Genomic DNA, 19,866 nt, shown 5'->3' on the forward strand with positions numbered 1-19,866 from the left:
TGAATATCAATATGAATACCAATCTTTCTCAACTGCACCATGACATTCTAAAAGGTGTTTGTGATACCTGGACAGCATTACAACAACAGCAACCCTTAGTGCATATCATGACCAATGCTGTTGCCAGTAATTATGTAGCGAATGTTCTACTGGCTGCGAATGCTGCACCTGCCATGATTGACAATCCTTTTGAAGCTGAAAATTTTGCCCGAATTGCAGCAGCCGTCAGTTTGAATCTAGGAACACCAACATCTGAACAAGTTCAGGCCATGCTGATTGCTGCACAGACTGCGAATGCGATTAAAAAACCCTGGGTGCTGGATCCCGTTGGTTATGGTTCAATTCTGCACTGGCGCTCAGAAGTGACTGACCAATTAATGGCATTTCAGCCAACTATTGTACGTGGCAATGCCTCCGAGATCGGTACTCTGGCAGGCAAACAGGTTACAGGCAAAGGTGTAGGTACGACATTAGACAGCTCAGAAGTCTATCAACAAGCTAAATCATTGCTGGCACAATGCCAGTGCATCGCCATTTCCGGAGAATCAGATTACATCATCTCCCAGGATTATCCTGTGATTAAGGTGATGGGCGGATCAGAATTACAGCCACGTGTGACTGCAACAGGTTGTGCCTTGGGTGGATTGATTGCAGCTTATAGTGCTGTGGCTAACCCAGTAATTGCGGCAACTGCTGCACATCTGCATTTCGCGATTGCCGGTAAAAGGGCTGCTGAAATTACCTCTACACTGGGCAGCTTTAATGTTGCCTTTATCGATCAGATTCATCTGTTGAATCCTGAAATTATTCAACAATATGCTGATTTTGAGCTGCTTTGATTTATTATCATTAAGGAAAGCTGTGTCTAGTGCACAGATTTCCCGAAAGCCAGATTCATAATTGTTTCAGAAATTGTTTTGAAATCTAAGCGGCAAACACACATCAATCCTTTCCCATCAAAATAGTCTGGCACGTGCTGCATAAAGAACTGGTAATGAACATCACTGCGTTTGCGCAGTCGAATCAACTGATCTGGCGTGACTTTAGGCATCAGTGCCGGTGCAACATAAATACCCTGTCCACGTTTATCTACCTGAGACTTGTATCTGTGCATCAGCTCAAGTACGGATTGATAAGCAGTCGGCATGGTGTAACCTTTTCTTGGATAGAAATAACGACTACGTGAGGCAAACAAGGTATAGACCTTCGGTTGCATCAAGGTGGTGACAAACCAAAGTGGAATGGCCGGATAACGTAAACGATAGCGCAAAGCCACACGAATGGCAGTCTTTAAAGTTAGATTACTACGACGATACTGTTCCAGTACTCCGGCACGTGAAGTCACCACAAAAATAGGTTTGTCCTGCAGCTGCAATTTGAGAATTGGCATAATATTCTGGCCAATCAGCTGCTCTCCGACGAAATACTGTATGACTGGTACAGAGACTGCTTCTGGATCATGTACATATTGATATAGCTGTTCAACAGACGCAAAGGGAAAAATGAGTTGATCAAATTCCAGCATCTGCTGAAAAAAATCATGTTTCTGCTGGGCTGGCAAAGTTGCAAAATCAATGATGGTTTCTCTGATTTTCATGTATGTCATCCATTGAAGCGGCAGGCAGATCAGTTAATTCATGATACTTTTCTACTGATTCCGAGCTAAAAGCGTGTGATTAGTAAATCTTCTGATTTGGCAGATTAGCATAGGATTTTTAAGTTCTTATACACAATATCAGACTTATCATTTACCAAATAGTTCACTATAAATTTAAGTTATTGAATTTAATAGTTATTATATATAAATTATGAGACCTGTATCAAGCTTTTATTTAACTATGTATTTTTAACCTCGATTTTTTTGAAGAAAATAAGCAATTTTTATAGTTTTTAGCTGACTGACTAATTTCCAAGCTTAAAATTATTCTACTGTCTGTATCACAGTATTTAGGCATAAAAAAGCCAGCAAGTAACTACTTGCTGGCTTTTCCTAGATAAACCAGTTTAAGTCAGAACATCAAACTTAACCTTGGTAATGGATATTCACCGACTTAATACGATTGTTTTCCATTTCAGTCACTTGGAAAGTAACCTGTTGATGCTCCAGTGTTGTACCAACTTCTACATGACCATTGGTTTTATCCAGAATCAGACCTGCAACACTGATATAACCAGCATCTTCTTCAATTAGATCCAGCATACCTAGCTCTAGTTCCAGCTGATACAGATCCAGCATGCCTGAAGCAATCCAATGCGTATCATCCACACGAACTAAATCCAGCTGTTCGTCTGCATCCGGGAATTCCCCTGCAATCGCTTCAAATACATCTAGTGGTGAAATCAGACCCTGTACATGACCAAACTCATCACTCACCAGAACCAAAGAACCTTTAGAAGTCCGCAAGGTATTAATTGCATCAATAACCTTCATATTTTCAAAGATAAAGATAGGACGATGACGCTTAATCAATGCTTTTAACGCTTCTGGTTCTTCCAGTACATCCAGCAATTCTTTGGCACGAACAACGCTGATCACCTTATCCAGACTGCCACGACAGACTGGAAACAGACTATGCGGTACCGACAAGATTTTTTCACGAATCTGCTCTGGGCTATCATCAAGATTTACCCAAGAAATATGGCCCCGCGGTGTCATAATAGATGCTACAGAACGTTCCGCTAAGGTGAGCACGCCACCAATCATATAGCGCTCTTCATCTGCAAAGGTTTCTTGTGCTTCAGCATTCATATCTGGACTGCTGGTTTCTACTCGGCCGCCCATCAATTTTAAAATCGAGTCGGCAGTACGATGACGTAATGGAATTTTTGCTTCATGTTTTGCAACATTGCGCTGACCAAACTGGTTAAACGCCTCAATAGCAATAGCAACACCAATACCTGAATAGATATAGCCTTTTGGAATATGGAAGCCAAAACCTTCTGCAATCAAGCTGATACCAATTAAGAGTAAGAAACTTAAACACAAAATCACGACGGTTGGATGACGATTGACAAAGGCAGTCAATGGCTTAGATGCAAGTAACATCACCAACATTGCAACCACCATGGCAATCATCATCACATAGATGTTGTCGACCATACCAATTGCGGTAATGACTGAGTCTAAAGAAAAAACTGCATCTAAAATAATAATTTGCACTACAACTGCGGTAAAGCTTGCATAAACTACATTTGTCGTGACTTTGACTTCGGGTTTACCTTCCATCTTCTCATGTAGTTCTCCTACTGCCTTATAGACAAGGAATAAACCGCCTCCCAAAAGGATGAGGTCACGTCCTGAGAAGGTTTTTTCAAATATGGTAATTAACGGTTCGGTTAAGGTAACCAACCAAGAGATTGCAAATAACAATCCTAAACGCATAAACAACGCCAGAGATAAACCAATGACACGGGCTTTATCACGCTGTTCTGGGGGTAATTTTTCTGCAAGAATTGCAATAAAGACTAGGTTATCAATACCTAATACGATTTCTAGAATAATAAGCGTAATCAAACCAACCCATATCCCCGGATCTAATAAAAACTCCATTAGTTCATATCTCCGAGATAGTTAGCTGAAATCGAAATATAAAGTAGACCTGCGCACGGCGACGGATCCATAAAAGTAACCTTTTTGACTTAAGACTCTCTTATTATGCACAAAGCTTTTAATTTGTAATGGTCTTTTTATATTAATTCCGTAAATACTTGTTTATATAGAAGTCTATACAAACTGGTTAATGATTAATAGCCAGGATTGTTCTTCAGTGCTTCACTTAACCCCTGTCGTCGTATTAGTTTAGCTGATATGCGAAAAAAGCGTTGCTTTCCAAGTCACTCATCAGTTTTCGTAAACAATCACCCTCTCATCATCAATATCAGTACCAGCTTTTCTCAGATATATCCCTAAATAGAGATAACGCTTAGAGATATTTTCATAAATAGTTTTAGTAACGAATTTCTTCATATCGGAATGAAGAATGACTTAATAAAGACGCCACTATCCTCCAATCACTGATCTTCCCCACGCTTTCCTTATTTTATTTTAAAAATTAAAGTGACATTCATCGGGTTAAATACACCTTCAAGTTTAAATCTTACTACTAAATCTTTCTTTCATATAATTTTATTTATAATTGGATCAAAATTCATAACAAATTTCCCGATGTATGGCAGAAGTAAATAGGTAACAGATGAGTTAAAAATAGGTAAACTTAGGTCTTTCTCGACCAGCCGGTAATTTGTGTCAATTATTAGCATTATTAAAAACATTGATTCACATTTTGTCGCATTTTTTAAAAATAATGGTTGAAACTTATATAAACATTTTCATAGAATGTAACTGCCTTACAAAAATAAATACAAGGAATCTACCATGACTAAAAAGTATGCGAAGTTTTTACCTTCAACAGAAGAATTTACTTTAGAAAATTTTCCCTACTATTGGGTTACTCAAGTCCACGCACAATATGTTTTAAATGTTGACCACGCGCTCAAGAAATATGGCGTTGACAATTCACGTCGCCGTATTCTGCTTGCCTTAAAAGCGAAACCACATGCGAGCGTGTCTGATCTTTCCGAGATGGTGGTTTCTAAAATGTCGACCACCACGAAAATCGTCTATCGTCTTAAAGACGAAGGCCTGGTTAATACTTATTCTTGTGAAGACGATGCACGTATTACGCGTGTGGTTCTTACAGAAAAAGGACATGAGATGTTCCATAAGATTAATGACCTGACTAACATTGTTCTGGAACAGTCATTTGAAGGCCTAACACCACTTCAAATCGAAAAAACCATGGAAAGTTTACGTCACATCTTCAAAAACCTTGCGCGCTGATCTAAAAACTATAAAAAACTGATCAGGCACTAGCGTGACTTAAGCAGAAAGATGAATTCATAGGCTAGCTTTATCTTTCTGCTTCTTCAGGAATCATTCAAAAAAATTCATTTGGGGACTGATTTTTTTGATCACCTCCTTGGGTACATGTGAACACTCAAACTCTTCTACGGGAAATCCCTCAACAAAAGACTGTATATTCGATGATTTCAGATTTAGCCATTCATCCATACGCTGATGTGGAATCACAATAACAGAACGCTTGATATTTCCCGGTTCATGGAAATCCTTCATCATAGGATGATCAATTGCGTCCATGGTAATCATGGTGCTTGAACGTACGATCTCATCCTGCACGCGCGCAATTTCATATAGGGCAGCAATATAAAATGCTTTCCCATCCTTACGTCTTACACCCCAGCGCTGTGGCTTATTATCAAAATATTTAGACTCATAAAACTCTGTTACCGGAATTACGCCAAATTTACATTTCGCTGTTGCCTCGGCAAAACTAGGCTTTTGCAGCAAGGTTTCATTACGGGCATTATAGGTGCGAGTTCCGATGGTTTGATCCTCAGCCCATTTTGGAATTAAACCAAAATTCACCGAGCGCCATTCCAAACCAAATTCTGACTTGAATAACAAAGGCAGCTGGTAATTTGGATAGACTTCTTCTGGATATTCAAACGGAATTTCAGGAAGATTAAGGTCATGCAGTTGCTGCAAGGTGAGCGGTTTAAAATTAGCGCACATAAAGTCTTTAAAAACAAAAAATCACCGAAATATTATAATACTTCGGTGATCACAGACCTGTGTGTTTTTGCTAACAGGACTATTGTTTTGGCAAGGTCATCCAATGTGTACGGGTAAATTCCTCAAAGATCCAACGTCCATTAAAACGCCCCAGACCTGAGTTTTTCTCCCCACCAAATGGTGCATTCGGTTGGTCTGCAACCGTAATTCCATTAATGTGCGTCATACCCGCATCTATTTGAGCAGCAAAACGTTCACCGCGTTCAATATTTGAGGTACAGACTGCGCTGGAAAGCCCAAAGCGAGAGTTATTTGCCAAATTCAGTGCATGTTCTTCATCATCTGCTTTTAGGATCGGTAGAATCGGACCAAAACTTTCTTCCTGAGCGATTTCAAAGTAAGGATCGACATGAGTAAAGATATGCGGTGCCAACACATTTCCTTCTATACCGCCTTCATAGACCAACTGTGCATCTAGTTGTTTGGCATGTTCGATAATCTTGCGATGCTTTTCAACTTGGCTCTGATTAATAATTGGTCCAATGATGGTTTCTGGCAAGTCTGGATTACCCACAGGGATGGTTTTCACGCGCTCTATCAGTTTATCTACATAAGCATCATGCAAGCTCTGATCAACAATGACCCGATTGGTGCTCATACAGATCTGTCCTTGATGCATAAAGCGTCCCATAACAGTAAGTTCTACTGCCAGATCCAGATCCGCATCATCCAGAATTACTAGTGGTGCATTACCACCCAATTCCAGTGCAAGACGTTTCATACGCGAACTTGACAGTGCTTTACTTCCCACACCCTGCCCAACTTCAGTTGAACCGGTAAATGAAATCATTTTTGGAATAGGATGTTCGACAAAATAATCACCGATTTCTTTGCCAGCACCGACTACCACATTAAAGACGCCATGTGGCGTACCCGCTTCTTCTAATAATTTTCCAAGCAGTGTTCCACCTGTGACTGGCGTATCGCTGGCCGGCTTGAGCACAACCGTATTTCCGCAAGCGATTGCGGTAATAACTGAACGCATGGATAAATGAAAAGGGAAATTCCAAGGGCTGATTACTGCAATCACACCGAGCGGTTTACGTATCACAATACTTTTACGTGCAGGATCTCGACTTTCCAGCTCTTCTGGCTGGATAAGATCCGGGAATTTAGCACTTTCCTGAATGATTCCCAGCGATGCATCTACTTCAAGATTTGCCTTAAAGCGCGTACTGCCAGATTCCTGAATCAACCAGTCTACAATCTCTTCACGGCGTCGCTGAATGATATTGGCCAGATTTTGGATCAGCCCTTTACGCACCTGAACCGAAGTTAAGGCACCTTGCTCAAACGCTGCAAGCGCTGCCTGATAAGCACTATCTACATCTTCAGTACTTGCTGCCTGCAAGGTAAAAATTTCCTGTTGAGTATAGGGATTAAAATTTTGAATCGTGTGGATCGAGCCGCCTTGCTGCCATTGCCCGCCAATAAATTGTTGATCTAGATTTTGATAGGCTGTCATTTCCATCCCTACAACTTGTGAATTTTTCTCTACTTTATCAGAACAATTTTATAGATCAGAGCTGAGCGACGAATTGTTACGCTTTTATCGACAAATTTATATGTTTTCTATTTTTAATAACTGATTCATTTTAGATAGCCAACAAAAAAGCCTCCGAAGAGGCTTTTTTAGATCAGACAGGATTAGTCACCTGTATAACCTTTCAATTTTAAACGCGCTGCATGAAGTAAAGGCTCTGTATAACCTGCAGGTTGCTCACCACCCTTGAAAATCAGGTCAGAAGCAGCCTGGAATGCAATATTGTTATCAAAGTCAGCTGCCATTGGCGTGTAGAATGGATCATTGGCATTTTGCTCATCCACAATTTTTGCCATACGCTGCATCACTTCTTCAACCTGTTCACGACTTACGATACCGTGACGTAACCAGTTTGCAACGTGTTGAGAAGAGATACGTAAAGTTGCGCGGTCTTCCATCAAACCTACATCGTTGATATCAGGCACTTTTGAACAACCCACACCCAGATCAACCCAACGAACCACATAACCCAAGATACCCTGACAGTTATTTTCCAGTTCTTTCAGTTTCTCTTCTTCTGTCCAGTTGGTGTTGGCCGCCAATGGTGGTGTTAACAAGTCATCAAGAGGCAATGCTTCAGTTGCAAGTAATTCTTGCTGACGGTTTGCCACATTAATTTGATGGTAGTGAATCGCGTGAATCACTGCGCCTGTTGGAGACGGTACCCATGCACAGCTTGCGCCTGCTTCTGGATGCTCAGTCTTGGTTTTGTACATGTCTAATAGCATATCCGGTTTCGGCCACATACCTTTACCAATCTGTGCTTTACCACGCAAACCTGTTTGCAAACCGATCATTACGTTACGGTTTTCATAAGCCGGGAACCATTTTTGACCTTTAATTTCACCCTTACGAACGAATGGACCTGCTTCCATGAAGGTATGGATTTCGTCACCAGTACGGTCCATGAAACCGGTATTAATGAAGATCGTGCGGTCTTTGGCCTGAGCAATACAGTTTTTCAGGTTAACAGAAGTACGGCGTTCTTCATCCATAATCCCGATTTTCAGGGTTTTTGCAGGTAAGCCAAGCGCTTGTTCAGCACGCTCGAACAGTTCTACTGCAAATGCCACTTCTTCAGGACCATGCATTTTTGGCTTCACGATGTACATCGAACCTTTACGTGAGTTCTTGATCGTGTTTTCACCACGAATGTCAGCAATCGTAAGAAGCGGAGTAACCAATGCATCCATGATGCCTTCATAGATTTCTTCGCCATCTACCAAGATCGCCGGGTTAGTCATCAAGTGACCTACGTTACGAAGTAACATCAATGAACGGCCGTGAACTTTAGTTTCACCACCTTCAAGATTTTTGAAGGTACGGTCAGCATTCAGTTTACGGGTAACTGTCTTACCGTTCTTTTCAATTGACTCTTCAAGCGTACCGCGCATCAAGCCTAACCAGTTACGGTAGCCTTCTACTTTTTCTTCTGCATCAACGGCTGCAACTGAGTCTTCCAAGTCTTGGATTGTCGTTACAGCAGCTTCAAGAACTACGTCTTTTACGCCAGCTGCATCAGTTTGACCAATTGCGCTTGCTGCATCAATTTGGATGATTGCATGTAGACCATTGTTTTTAAGTACAACTTCTGTCGGTGCAGCAGCTTCGCCGTTATAACCGACGAATTTAGATGCATCTGCAACAGTTGTTGTAGAGCCATCTTTTAGCGTTACAACAAGCGCATTTCCTTCAACCGCATATTTGGTTGCATCAGCATGTGAACCATTTGCCAATGGGAAAGTTTGGTCGAGATAGTTTTTCGCAAATGCGATAACTTTTTCGCCACGTTTTGGATTATAGCCTTTTCCTTTTTCTGCGCCATCTTCTTCAGAGATAACGTCAAAACCGTAAAGTGCATCGTATAAAGAACCCCAACGTGCGTTTGCCGCATTTAAGCAGTAACGTGCATTACGTACAGGTACCACTAACTGTGGGCCTGCCAATAGTGCAATTTCTTCATCTACGTTTTCAGTCGTAATTTGAAAATCTTCTACTTCTGGTAGCAAGTAGCCAATTTCAGACAAGAAAGCTTTGTAAGCTTGTAATTCAAATGTGTTATTGCGGTGCCATTCATCGATTTTCGCCTGAATGTCATCACGCTTAGCCAAAAGTGCTTTGTTTTTAGGGCTAAGATCAACAACGACTTGTTCAAAGTTCTTCCAGTATGTTTCGCTATCCAAACCAGAACCTGGTAGTGCTTCATTTTCGATAAAATCGTAAAGTTCTTTAGCAATCGCTAACTTGCCTTTTTGAATACGTGCAGTCATTGTCTTTCCTGATATTGCTACTTTTTATACAAGAGATTCTAGTATAACGATTAAAATTTAGCTGAATAGTACTATCACATTCCTAAATAATGATCATTTTATTTAGCGTCACCCTCATGTCCGCTAATATTGATCGGAATGTTTCGTTATCAATTCACTAAATACCCTAATGACAGTGTATAAAGTTTTCGAAATGTAGAAATTAGACTTAAGTTCAGATTTTCGCGCAAAAATCACGCATTTCCATATACATTGTCATTCTTGAAGCTCGATTAAGCCATGAAATGTGCTTATTGTCGATAAACTGCCCAGTAATTTTGCATAAAAAAAGCGCCGGATAACCGACGCTTTTTGAAGCTTTATTCAGCATTGCTGGAGGCAATTTTCTCAATCTGGCGATGCTCCGAATGCAAGTATTCATCTGATTGCATTTCCAGCAGACGTGAACGGGTCCGTTCAATCTCGAAAGCCAGTTTTTCACCTTGGTAGATGTCAACGATATTGTCTTCAGAAGTGAGTAGCAATTTCACACCACGGTCATAGAATTCATCTACCAGGTAAATGAAACGGCGTGTACCATCATTCAAGAAGTCGGTCAGGTGCGGCACATTGCTGACCAGCACAGTATTATAGATATTGGCGATTTCAATAAAGTCAGCCGGACTACGCGGTTTCAGGCACAGTTCTGCAAATTCACACCATAATACATCTTCGGTATGTGCCACAGTTTCGACAATACGATTATTGATGATGATCGGTTCATCAGAATGCTGCTGGGTCTGGGTTAGTGCGCTAAAACGCTGTGCCATCCAGTTTTTATTATCATGCGTTAACGGGAACTTGAATAACTGTGCCTGTTTGAGTACACGCAAACGATAATCCACACCTGCATCGACATTTAGAATTACACAATTCTTTTTTACCAGCTCAATGGTCGGAATAAAACGGTCACGGTGGATGCCATTTTTATATAGGCCATCTGGGGCAATATTCGAGGTCGCGACCAAGGTAATGCCGCGCTCAAACAGTTTCTGAAACAGATCACTAAGGATCATGGCATCGGTTACATTCGATACGAAAAATTCATCAAAACAGATGACCACGGCATCTTTATAAATCTGGTCTGCCACCAAATCTAGCGGATTACGTTGACCAGATAATTTGTTCAGCTCACGATGCACATGCTGCATAAAGTGGTGAAAATGCATGCGGATTTTACGGCGAAATGGAATGGAATCGTAGAACTGATCCATCAGCCAGGTTTTACCACGACCTACACCACCCCACATATACACACCTTTCGGTGAGGTTTGACGGCGGAAACGGCGGAATGCTTTCTTGGAAGCCTTAAAGCGTTGAATTAACTCCACCCAGACACGGTCTAGCTCATGTACTGCAATCGCTTGTGCATCATCCGGCATGAACTGCCCCGAAGACAGTGCCTGTGCATAACGTTCTGCAGGAGATAAGGGGCTAAAGGCGTTGTGCTGATGTGAATTTAAGTCGGACATAAGGTTCATTACTATTGAGATTCATAAAAAATTATAGCGAAGATTTAACTTCAAGCCATAACACTTTGGCATTAGCAAACTTAGGCTATTTTACATATTGGCGTGGACTCTGACCAAACCAGCGTTTAAATGCGTGATTAAACGCCGCCGGTTCAGAATATCCTAGCAATTCTGCAATCATTTCAATTGAATATTGTTTATATTCAATCATTCTTAAGGCTTTATCCTTAATGATATCTTCACGGATCTGCTTATAACTGGTATTCAGCCGCTGTAGCTGATGCCGTAAGGTCCGTTCCGGAATATTCAAGGCTTGCGCAGTTTCTGCCATGGTCGGCATTCCTCCACTTTGCAGCTCCAAATAGTCCTGCACTCGTTGGATTAATGAAGGTGTCTTTTCATCTTCACGCAATCGTTCCAGTTCAGCAATACACTTCTTTTCATACAGCTTGAAGGTCATCTCATCTGCTGAAGGAATCTTGACATTTAACACCGCTTCATCAAACCAGAAAGCGGCCTGATCGGCATTGAACTGTACCTGATGCCCATAATAATCATGGTAGAGCTGTAACTGTTTTAACTCTTCCGGCTTTGGAAATGGCAATTCAATCCTTACTTCAGGCACCGAAAGTCCCATCATCTTGTATAGGTCCTGAATAAACTTGTAAGTCCCAGAGATTTCAGCCTGCGCGACCAGCTGACCTAATTGATCCTGCAAATTACTCGGACGATAGCAAAGTGCAATGCGATGCCCAGCCTGCTTGAAACTCATTTCCCCAGTCAGATGGGTTAACTGCTGAAAACGGATACCATGAACTAGTGCATCTCTCACGGTAGGGCTAGTCACCAGTAACATGAGCAGCGGGCCATATCCCGCCAGTGCATAATGCTGTCCGATCAAGATCCCTTTTTCTGGTGCAACCCCCTCACCTACAACTTTGAGTACATCATATTCCAGACTGGGATGAATGATAGACGTAGGATCAAGGTCATCTATACGCAGCCCGATATTGTCCAGCTTATGCTCCAATGCAATGCCTGCCTTGCGCATCCCCTGAATCAAGTACATCAAACTGAGTATCGATCTCTTCATTGCGATTTGAATTTAATAGGATTGTTCCTGTTTTACTATAAATTTTACAAATTCTCTATTGCCGTTTTGATCAATTTTGTCGTCTTATTAATCATGTTTGATCTTAGAACTTTACAATATTCTAATAAATCTGGATATGCACGGATTGCACAGCATCAATACTACAAAGAAAAATAACACAACCAAAATTGCTATTATTGGTGCGGGTTTTGGCGGAATTGCAATGGCCATTCGTTTGCAACAACAAGGCATTACAGACTTTATAATTCTTGAAAAGTCCAATAATTTTGGCGGTACTTGGCGTGAAAATCAGTATCCAGGTGCAGCCTGTGATGTGCAATCTCACATGTATTCTCTATCTTATGTACCGAAAGCTGACTGGTCAAAAAGATATGCAGAAGCGCCGGAAATCTTTGCCTATATTCAACAACTGGTCAAAGAATTCAATGTCCCTGCATTTACCCGTCTAAATACCGAAGTTAAAGCTGCACATTATGATGGAAAGCGTTGTCGCTGGGCATTAACTTTAAATGAAGATGAACAGCTGGAAGCACAATATGTCATTTTTGCATCCGGTCCTTTGCATGTCCCGCAAATTCCGAAGATTAGCGGAATCGAAAAATTTAAAGGTAAAGTCTTCCACTCCTCTCAATGGGATCACAGCTATGACCTCACTGGTAAAAATGTCACTTCGATTGGAACAGGTGGCAGTGCCATTCAGTACATTCCAGAAATCGCTCCACAATGCAAACAGCTCTATGTGATGCAGCGCACTGCAGCCTGGGTGATTCCACGTGATAAGCGGCTGTATCATGATTTGGAAAAGAAGCTTTTTGCACGCTTTGACTGGTTTCGAAAATTACATCGTATTCGTCTGTACTGGTCGAATGAATCCCGTGTCGTCCCTATCGTAAAACCGACCGTGATGAAATATACACAGAAACTGGCTGAAGCTTATATCCGCTATCAGGTCAAAGATAATAAAGTTGCCCAAAAGTTAATCCCAGATTACATCATGGGTTGTAAACGGATTCTGGTTTCCAATAAATATTTCCCCACCTTTAATCGGCTTAATGTCGAACTGGTCACTGACACGATTCGGGAACTGACAGAAAACAGCATTATTACAGCAGATGGTAAAAAACGGCCGATTGACTGCCTGATTTATGGCACAGGTTTTATTACTGATCCGTGTATTTATCTGAAAAACTTTGAATGCACTGGTCTAAATGGCATTAAACTTAATGAGGTTTGGAAAGATGGTGCGGAAAGCTATTATGGTATCTGTATCAAGAGTTTCCCGAATTTGTTCCAGCTGCTTGGTCCAAATACTGTGCTGGCGCATAACTCGGTATTGTTTATGATCGAGTCACAAGTAGAATATATCCTGCAGTTAATCCAGATAGTTGAACAATCGCATACTGAGGCGATCTTGGTCAAAGATGAAGTACATGAGCAGTTTAACGCACAGGTACAACACATGATGGAGAATACTGTCTGGCAATCAGGCTGCGTGAGCTGGTATCAACAGGATGGTGGCAAAAATTTTGCCTTATGGCCCACCTACACCTGGAAATACTGGCTGAAAACCAAGTGGGCTAATCCATCAGATTACCATTTACTGAGTAAAGCCAGTTAAAGCAACAACATATTCGTTAAAGGGATGGCATAATATGGAAAATTTTTATTTTTCCTGATTATGCAATCCTTTTGGCTTATCTTCCAATTACTGTTTTGTCTGGCGATCGGCTTTCTGTGTGCCAGAAAGTTGCCTCAAACTGTTGTTAAAGTATCTTTTGCCGTTCTACCCTATTTTAGTTATGTGCTACTGATCGCGATTGCTTTTGAGTTTTCACAACTTCTCGATGAACTAGAGCACCCTTATCAAATTCTGAGTACTTCTCTCAGTATTGCAGCGATCACTTCACTGGGTGCCTTTACCTGTTGTTATCTACTGTTTAAGTGGGCAGGCTATCAACCTTCCTCAGGACGGGTTTCTACACAACTGGTAATTAAATCACTCATCAATATCAGTTATGCCTTTATTGCGCTCGGCATGGGTTATTTGCTGCATGCCGGTTTAGGTAGCTTAAATATTCAGGCACAAATCAGTACCTGGCATTTACTACTTGTGTTTATGTTCCTGATCGGACTCGATCTTGCCTATTCCCCACTCGACCGCTCATGGCTAAACTGGAAAATTCTGCTGGTACCACTCGGTTGTATTCTCGGTTCACTACTGAGTGTACTGCTCTATGCGACATGGCAATCTGATATCAGACTTCAAGACCTGATTATGCTATCGCAAGGTTATGGCTTCTACTCGATGAGCGGTATTGTGGTAACTGAACTCAGGAATGCTGAATTGGGCAGTATTGCACTGATGAATGATCTGTTTCGGGAAATCTTTGCAATTCTACTGATGTATTGTCTTGGCTGGCGCTATCCACGTGCCGCAATTGCAGCTGCAGGTGCAACATCCATGGATGTCACCTTACCGATGGTAAAACAGGCCTGTGGTAATGATTTTATTCCGCATGCCATGTTAAGCGGTTTTATTTTGTCGGTATTGGCACCGATGATGGTCAGTGTTTTAGCAGCCATCTAATTCATTAACTTTCTTTAAATCTCTCCCAAAGGGAGAGAAGCGAAGCTTAAAATAATAGAATAAAGCCCCCCTTGGGAAATGAAGAGCCTCAAAATATATTTTGAGTATACAAGGGTGAGGGAAAATATTGAAGAATCATGTTCAAATACTTAAGTTAATCTCCTGATAGCTCTCCTACTGTATCAACCATCTCTGAAGCCAGCTCTACAATATCAACACCATCAAGACGCGACATCCAGTTCCATGAACTCGCAGAGTTATACTGTTTCTGGAGTCGTTGCTGTTCAAGCTGATCTGCTATTTTTTCCAATTCATGATTTTGTTCCAGTAATTTTTGTTCTCGCGTTTTCATTGTAAATTCCTTTTTTATTTTTATACTGTTTTTTCAATGTATAAAAAAAGCCTTTCGTTTGAAAGGCTTTTTATCGGATTGATAGAATTACAAGGTTGCCAGAATATCTTTTAAAGTCTGACGCATATTTTCAGATTTGGTAATTGGACGACCAATCACCAAATGCGTCGAACCATCTAGCATTGCCTGCTTTGGCGTTACGATACGTTTTTGGTCGTCTGCATTTGAGCCTTCCGGACGGATCCCCGGCGTTACCAATGCAAAGTCTGCACCAAGCGTTTCGCGCAGCATTTTTGCTTCTTGCGCAGAACACACCACACCATCTAGACCACTGTCTTTGGTCAAAGCAGCAAGACGTTTCACATGCTCAAAGGGTTCAATATCCAGACCGATATCTTTTAAATCTTCACGGCCCATTGAAGTTAATACCGTTACCGCGATCAGTTGAGTATTATAATTCCCAGCTTTAAGACGCTCAACACAGGTTTCCATCATTTTACGACCGCCAGAAGCATGTACATTCACCATCCATACACCCAAGTCTGCGGCTGCACATACTGCCTGCGCAGTAGTATTTGGAATATCGTGAAATTTTAAATCAAGGAAAACTTCAAAACCTTTATCTTGCAGTGCTTTGACGACTGATGGGCCTTCATGGGTAAATAACTCTTTACCAACTTTTACACGGCAAAGCTCAGGGTCTAATTGCTCAGCAATCGTCAATGCGTCATATTGGCTTTTTGCATCCAAGGCAACGATAATACTCATAACAAGACCCTTTAAATTGACAAAATTAAGGCATTATACGGATTTCAGCTGTATGAACAAATATATAAATTATGAAAACTGTTTCTTAAATCAATTTAAATCTCTTATTTCTAAAACAATTTTTTTAATTAATTTTATTTTTGATAGGTTTATAAAACTTAAATCATAAAAAAGCACCCTGAGCAAGAATCAGAGTGCTTTAAATATAATCAGGAGAAGTTTAAATAGTCAAAGTTATGACATCACATCCTTATAAAGGTGTCGAAGGTCGATCCTGAGGATGGATATCAACAACTGTCTTTTCATGGCGTGAATGAGCAGCCGCTTCTGCTGCCATCAACTTCGCTGTATTCAGCTGCTCTTTACGCAGGTGGTCTATGTCTTTACGCAATCGCTTAATTTCCCAGCTGTTTTGGAAAACTTTAAATACCTGTACACCTAGCAGTAGGCCAAGAATGACACCCAATGACAGTGTCAACAACAATAATAGGCCTAAACGCATTGCAGGAACCTGAGTAAATAACAGGTCTACAGATAGTTCAGTTCCATTTTGCAATACCAGTGCCAGTGAATACCCAAATACAACGAGTAATAAAACGACGAGTACGTAACGCATAACACGCCCCTTGAATTATTTGTTTGCTGATTCGTTTACAGCATCACGTAGTGCCTTACCTGGTTTGAAGTGTGGAACTGCTTTTGCTGCGACTTCAACAGACTTACCGGTTTTCGGGTTTCGGCCAATACGTGGCTCGCGATGATGCAATGCGAAGCTGCCAAACCCACGAATCTCAATACGGTTGTCTGTCGATAATGCTTCGATCATTTGATCGATCATGATCTTCACAGCTTCTTCAACTAAAGGCTCAGCTAAATGCGGGTTCTTTAGGGAAATACGCTCTATTAAATCAGACTTATTAAGTGCTTCAGTAGTCATCTGCGACCTCTTTAATTATCAAGCTACTTGGACTCTCTATGGCGATAATAACCTGTTTAAATACAAAACGGTAGCGCAATAATTAAATACTACGCTACCGTTTACAGTAATCGTTCAGAAAATATTAGTTAACTTACATTAACAATACATTTCCTGTGCTTACTTAGTTGCTCATTTGCGCCTTGATCAGGTCACCAATAGTCTTAGGACCATTTTCTTGACCAGCAGCAGCTGTTTTCAAGTTAGCAACAGCTTCTTTCTCTTCAGCTTCGTCTTTCGCTTTGATAGACAAGTTGATAGAGCGAGATTTACGATCTACATTGATGATCTTAGCTTCAACTTCTTGACCAACTTCAAGGAACTTAGTTGCATCTTCAACGCGGTCGCGGTTGATTTCAGATGCTTTAAGAGTCGCTTCAACTTCGTCAGCTAACTTAACTGTAGCGCCTTTAGCGTCAACAGCAGTTACAGTACCTTTAACAAGCGCACCGCGTTCGTTAGCAGCTAAGAAATCGTTGAATGGATCGCTGTTCAATTGTTTGATGCCAAGGCTGATACGGTTGCCTTCAGCGTCTACAGACAAGATAACCGCTTCAACTGTGTCACCTTTCTTGTAACGACGAATCGCTTCTTCGCCTTGTTCATTCCAAGAAATGTCAGACAAGTGAACTAGACCATCGATACCGCCTGGTAAACCAATGAAGATACCAAAGTCAGTGATAGACTTGATCGTACCAGATACTTTCTCGCCTTTGTCGTGGTTCTTAGCAAACTCTTCCCATGGGTTAGCACGAGTTTGTTTGATACCAAGAGAAATACGACGACGCTCTTCGTCTACTTCAAGAACCATAACGTCAACTTCGTCACCAATCTGAACAACTTTAGATGGGTGGATGTTTTTGTTAGTGTGATCCATTTCAGACACGTGTACTAGACCTTCAACGCCTTCAGCGATTTCTGCGAAACAACCGTAGTCGGTTAGGTTAGTTACGCGAGCTTTAACGATAGAACCTTTAGGGTAACGGCTCATGATCGCTAACCATGGATCTTCGCCTAATTGTTTAAGGCCTAAAGATACGCGGTTACGTTCGCGGTCGAATTTAAGTACTTTAACAGTAACTTCTTGACCAACTTCAACAACTTCTGATGGGTGCTTGATACGTTTCCAAGCCATGTCAGTGATGTGAAGAAGACCGTCGATACCGCCAAGGTCAACGAACGCGCCGTAGTCAGTAAGGTTCTTAATCGTACCAGTAACTGTTTGACCTTCTTCAAGCTGAGCAAGAAGCGCTTCACGATCAGCTGAAGATTCAGCTTCCATAACAGCACGACGTGAAACAACAACGTTGTTACGTTTAGCGTCAAGCTTGATTACTTTGAATTCTAACTCTTTGCCTTCTAAGTGAGTCGTATCACGAATAGGACGAGTATCAACTAAAGAACCAGGAAGGAACGCACGTACTGGACCGATGTCAACAGTGAAACCGCCTTTAACTTTACCAGAGATAACACCAGTAACGATTTCGCCGTCTTCAAAGATTTTTTCAAGTTTAGTCCAAGTCTCAGCGCGTTTAGCTTTTTCGCGAGAAAGAACAGTTTGACCCATACCGTTGTCAAGTGCTTCAACAACTACGTCTACAGTGTCGCCAACTTGAACTTCAAGTTCGCGTTGTTCATTTAAGAACTCAGCACGGTCAACAACACCTTCAGATTTAAGGCCAGTGTCAACAGTTACCCAGTCAGAGTCGATGCTTACTACAACGCCTTGGATGACTGCACCCTTTTCAACGTTGAGGTTTAATTCGCTTTCTTCAAAGAGGGCTGCAAAAGATTCGGTCATGATATTTCCGATAAAGTCAGCGGTCTTGGATCAGACAAGGCCGGTTTAGTTAAGCATCTACATAGTCCCATATAAAACTGATCGAGCTATGCGTCTGCTGAATTTGATAATTCGGTTAATGAGCTAACTGGCTGTCGATATAAGCGGTCATCAGATTAAATACTTCATCGATACCCAGTTCTGAGCTGTCGATAATATAAGCATCTGCTGCCGGCTTGAGCGGAGCGACCGTGCGTTCCATATCTCTTTTATCTCGAGCCTGTATATTTGCTAAAATGTCGCTTATTTTAGCATCCAGCCCCATGCCCTGCAACTGCTTTACTCGTCTGTTCGCACGTGATTCAGCCGATGCGGTCAAATATATCTTGGCTTGGGCATTCGGAAAGATGCTGGTTGCCATGTCACGACCATCTGCCACCAGACCTGGTGCTTGTGCAAAAGCATGCTGGCGGCCCACTAATGCAGCTCTAAGTTCAGGAATTGCGGCAACTTTTGAAGCAAACTCACCAACACGTTCAGTACGGATGGTGTGGGTCACATCCTCACCTTCTAACCATACCTGTATTCCGGTTGCAGTACTTGTAAACTGGATGTCTAAATTTGTAGCAATGTGTACGCATTTTTCCAGTTCACTATCTAATGATTCTAGCAAATCCTGCTGCTGCAATGACAATCCAAGCAGGCGATATAACGCACCTGAATCTAACAGATGGAAACCATAATGAGCTGCAATTTTCGCAGCGAGTGTCCCCTTGCCCGAACCACTTGGTCCATCAATGGTAATAATTTGAACTGTCATTGCTTTTCCATTGTTGTTTAAACAGATTTTGCGAGTTTCGCGAAGCCTAGTTTAATCCCTGCTTTTAGCTGTGCAAGGATTAATTTGCTGACAAAGGGTGCACGAGCCTGCAATTCAATGGTATAAGTCACCAGCGTTTTATCATCTGAAACTGCTTCAAACTCGATAATACCCAAGTGATGTTTCACCAGCGGATTTTTAATAATTTTATATTCAATCCGCGAATACGGCTCAAGCAGTGTGATCTGTTCCTTTAACGGCTTGATCGGCCCAATACCCAGGCTACGAATTGACCCCAGACCATCAGGACGTTCAGGATCCGCAGAATCCTTGATACGTTCCACCTGAATAGGTGCAAAGGCTACATTATAAGTTGCATGCTTAGACAACAGGTCAAACACCTGCGCTAAAGGTGCAGGAAATTCTTTTTTTACTTGTATGGCGTTCATCATAAGTCCTGGTTAGGGTTGTTATTTTTAAGGGCTAATATTA

18 protein-coding genes are annotated in these 19,866 nt (G+C 41.5%); 4 read left to right on the plus strand and 14 right to left on the minus strand.

Going from position 1 to position 19,866, the window contains the following annotated elements; all coding sequences use genetic code 11:
- Positions 1-11 precede the first annotated feature (11 nt).
- Entirely contained in the window at positions 12-839 is an 828-nt protein-coding gene (gene thiM, locus BK820_RS03130) for a hydroxyethylthiazole kinase (RefSeq protein ID WP_071320107.1), read from the plus strand.
- Positions 840-865: 26 nt separating this feature from the next.
- Here the strand turns inward: thiM and BK820_RS03135 are convergent, their stop codons facing one another.
- A complete protein-coding gene (locus tag BK820_RS03135) occupies positions 866-1,597 on the minus strand; it encodes a hypothetical protein (protein ID WP_071320075.1) in 732 nt (243 codons plus the stop codon).
- Between the two features lie 426 nt (positions 1,598-2,023).
- Positions 2,024-3,550 carry a TerC family protein gene (locus tag BK820_RS03140; RefSeq protein ID WP_071320076.1) on the minus strand — a complete coding sequence of 509 codons (1,527 nt, stop codon included), beginning with the start codon at positions 3,548-3,550 and terminating at the stop codon, positions 2,024-2,026.
- Positions 3,551-4,375: 825 nt separating this feature from the next.
- Here BK820_RS03140 and BK820_RS03145 point away from each other — a divergent pair.
- On the plus strand, positions 4,376-4,840 hold the full coding sequence (locus BK820_RS03145) for a MarR family winged helix-turn-helix transcriptional regulator (RefSeq protein WP_004815629.1): 465 nt from the start codon (positions 4,376-4,378) through the stop codon (positions 4,838-4,840).
- Positions 4,841-4,933: 93 nt separating this feature from the next.
- Here the strand turns inward: BK820_RS03145 and BK820_RS03150 are convergent, their stop codons facing one another.
- The 5 genes from BK820_RS03150 to BK820_RS03170 form a co-directional block, all read right to left on the minus strand.
- A complete protein-coding gene (locus BK820_RS03150) occupies positions 4,934-5,593 on the minus strand; it encodes an SOS response-associated peptidase (RefSeq protein WP_071320077.1) in 660 nt (219 codons plus the stop codon).
- Between the two features lie 79 nt (positions 5,594-5,672).
- The gene (locus tag BK820_RS03155; protein WP_071320078.1) at positions 5,673-7,118 is read right to left on the minus strand and encodes an aldehyde dehydrogenase family protein; all 1,446 of its coding nucleotides are present in this window, start codon (positions 7,116-7,118) and stop codon (positions 5,673-5,675) included.
- 182 nt (positions 7,119-7,300) lie between these two features.
- Positions 7,301-9,466, minus strand: a complete 2,166-nt coding sequence (locus BK820_RS03160) for a malate synthase G (protein WP_071320079.1) — start codon at positions 9,464-9,466, stop codon at positions 7,301-7,303.
- A gap of 359 nt (positions 9,467-9,825) precedes the next feature.
- Positions 9,826-10,977 (minus strand): cell division protein ZapE, encoded by a 1,152-nt coding sequence (gene zapE / locus BK820_RS03165; RefSeq protein WP_004815619.1) that lies wholly within the window; start codon positions 10,975-10,977, stop codon positions 9,826-9,828.
- An 85-nt stretch (positions 10,978-11,062) separates the two neighbouring features.
- Positions 11,063-12,070 (minus strand): helix-turn-helix domain-containing protein, encoded by a 1,008-nt coding sequence (locus BK820_RS03170; RefSeq protein ID WP_071320080.1) that lies wholly within the window; start codon positions 12,068-12,070, stop codon positions 11,063-11,065.
- A gap of 154 nt (positions 12,071-12,224) precedes the next feature.
- On the opposite strand from BK820_RS03170, the gene BK820_RS03175 reads away from it, so the two are divergent.
- A complete protein-coding gene (locus BK820_RS03175) occupies positions 12,225-13,709 on the plus strand; it encodes a flavin-containing monooxygenase (protein WP_228715869.1) in 1,485 nt (494 codons plus the stop codon).
- Between the two features lie 60 nt (positions 13,710-13,769).
- Positions 13,770-14,678 (plus strand): LysO family transporter, encoded by a 909-nt coding sequence (locus BK820_RS03180; protein WP_071320082.1) that lies wholly within the window; start codon positions 13,770-13,772, stop codon positions 14,676-14,678.
- A gap of 154 nt (positions 14,679-14,832) precedes the next feature.
- Here BK820_RS03180 and BK820_RS03185 read toward each other — a convergent pair whose 3' ends face one another.
- The 7 genes from BK820_RS03185 to BK820_RS03215 form a co-directional block, all read right to left on the minus strand.
- Entirely contained in the window at positions 14,833-15,030 is a 198-nt protein-coding gene (locus tag BK820_RS03185) for a hypothetical protein (protein WP_004815611.1), read from the minus strand.
- A gap of 87 nt (positions 15,031-15,117) precedes the next feature.
- Positions 15,118-15,798, minus strand: a complete 681-nt coding sequence (gene pyrF, locus BK820_RS03190) for an orotidine-5'-phosphate decarboxylase (protein WP_008304021.1) — start codon at positions 15,796-15,798, stop codon at positions 15,118-15,120.
- Between the two features lie 250 nt (positions 15,799-16,048).
- Positions 16,049-16,414 (minus strand): lipopolysaccharide assembly protein LapA domain-containing protein, encoded by a 366-nt coding sequence (locus BK820_RS03195; RefSeq protein WP_004815608.1) that lies wholly within the window; start codon positions 16,412-16,414, stop codon positions 16,049-16,051.
- A gap of 15 nt (positions 16,415-16,429) precedes the next feature.
- The gene (locus BK820_RS03200; protein ID WP_004815605.1) at positions 16,430-16,735 is read right to left on the minus strand and encodes an integration host factor subunit beta; all 306 of its coding nucleotides are present in this window, start codon (positions 16,733-16,735) and stop codon (positions 16,430-16,432) included.
- Positions 16,736-16,898: 163 nt separating this feature from the next.
- Complete coding sequence (gene rpsA, locus BK820_RS03205; protein ID WP_004815604.1) at positions 16,899-18,575, minus strand: 30S ribosomal protein S1; 1,677 nt, start codon at positions 18,573-18,575, stop codon at positions 16,899-16,901.
- A gap of 115 nt (positions 18,576-18,690) precedes the next feature.
- Positions 18,691-19,374, minus strand: a complete 684-nt coding sequence (cmk, locus tag BK820_RS03210) for a (d)CMP kinase (RefSeq protein WP_004815601.1) — start codon at positions 19,372-19,374, stop codon at positions 18,691-18,693.
- A 17-nt stretch (positions 19,375-19,391) separates the two neighbouring features.
- Complete coding sequence (locus BK820_RS03215) at positions 19,392-19,823, minus strand: SRPBCC family protein (RefSeq protein ID WP_071320083.1); 432 nt, start codon at positions 19,821-19,823, stop codon at positions 19,392-19,394.
- Between the last annotated feature and the right edge of the window lie 43 nt (positions 19,824-19,866).

Origin of the sequence: Acinetobacter sp. LCT-H3 (genome assembly GCF_001866125.1) — a bacterium.
In the GTDB taxonomy this organism is placed as follows: Bacteria; Pseudomonadota; Gammaproteobacteria; order Pseudomonadales; family Moraxellaceae; genus Acinetobacter; species Acinetobacter schindleri.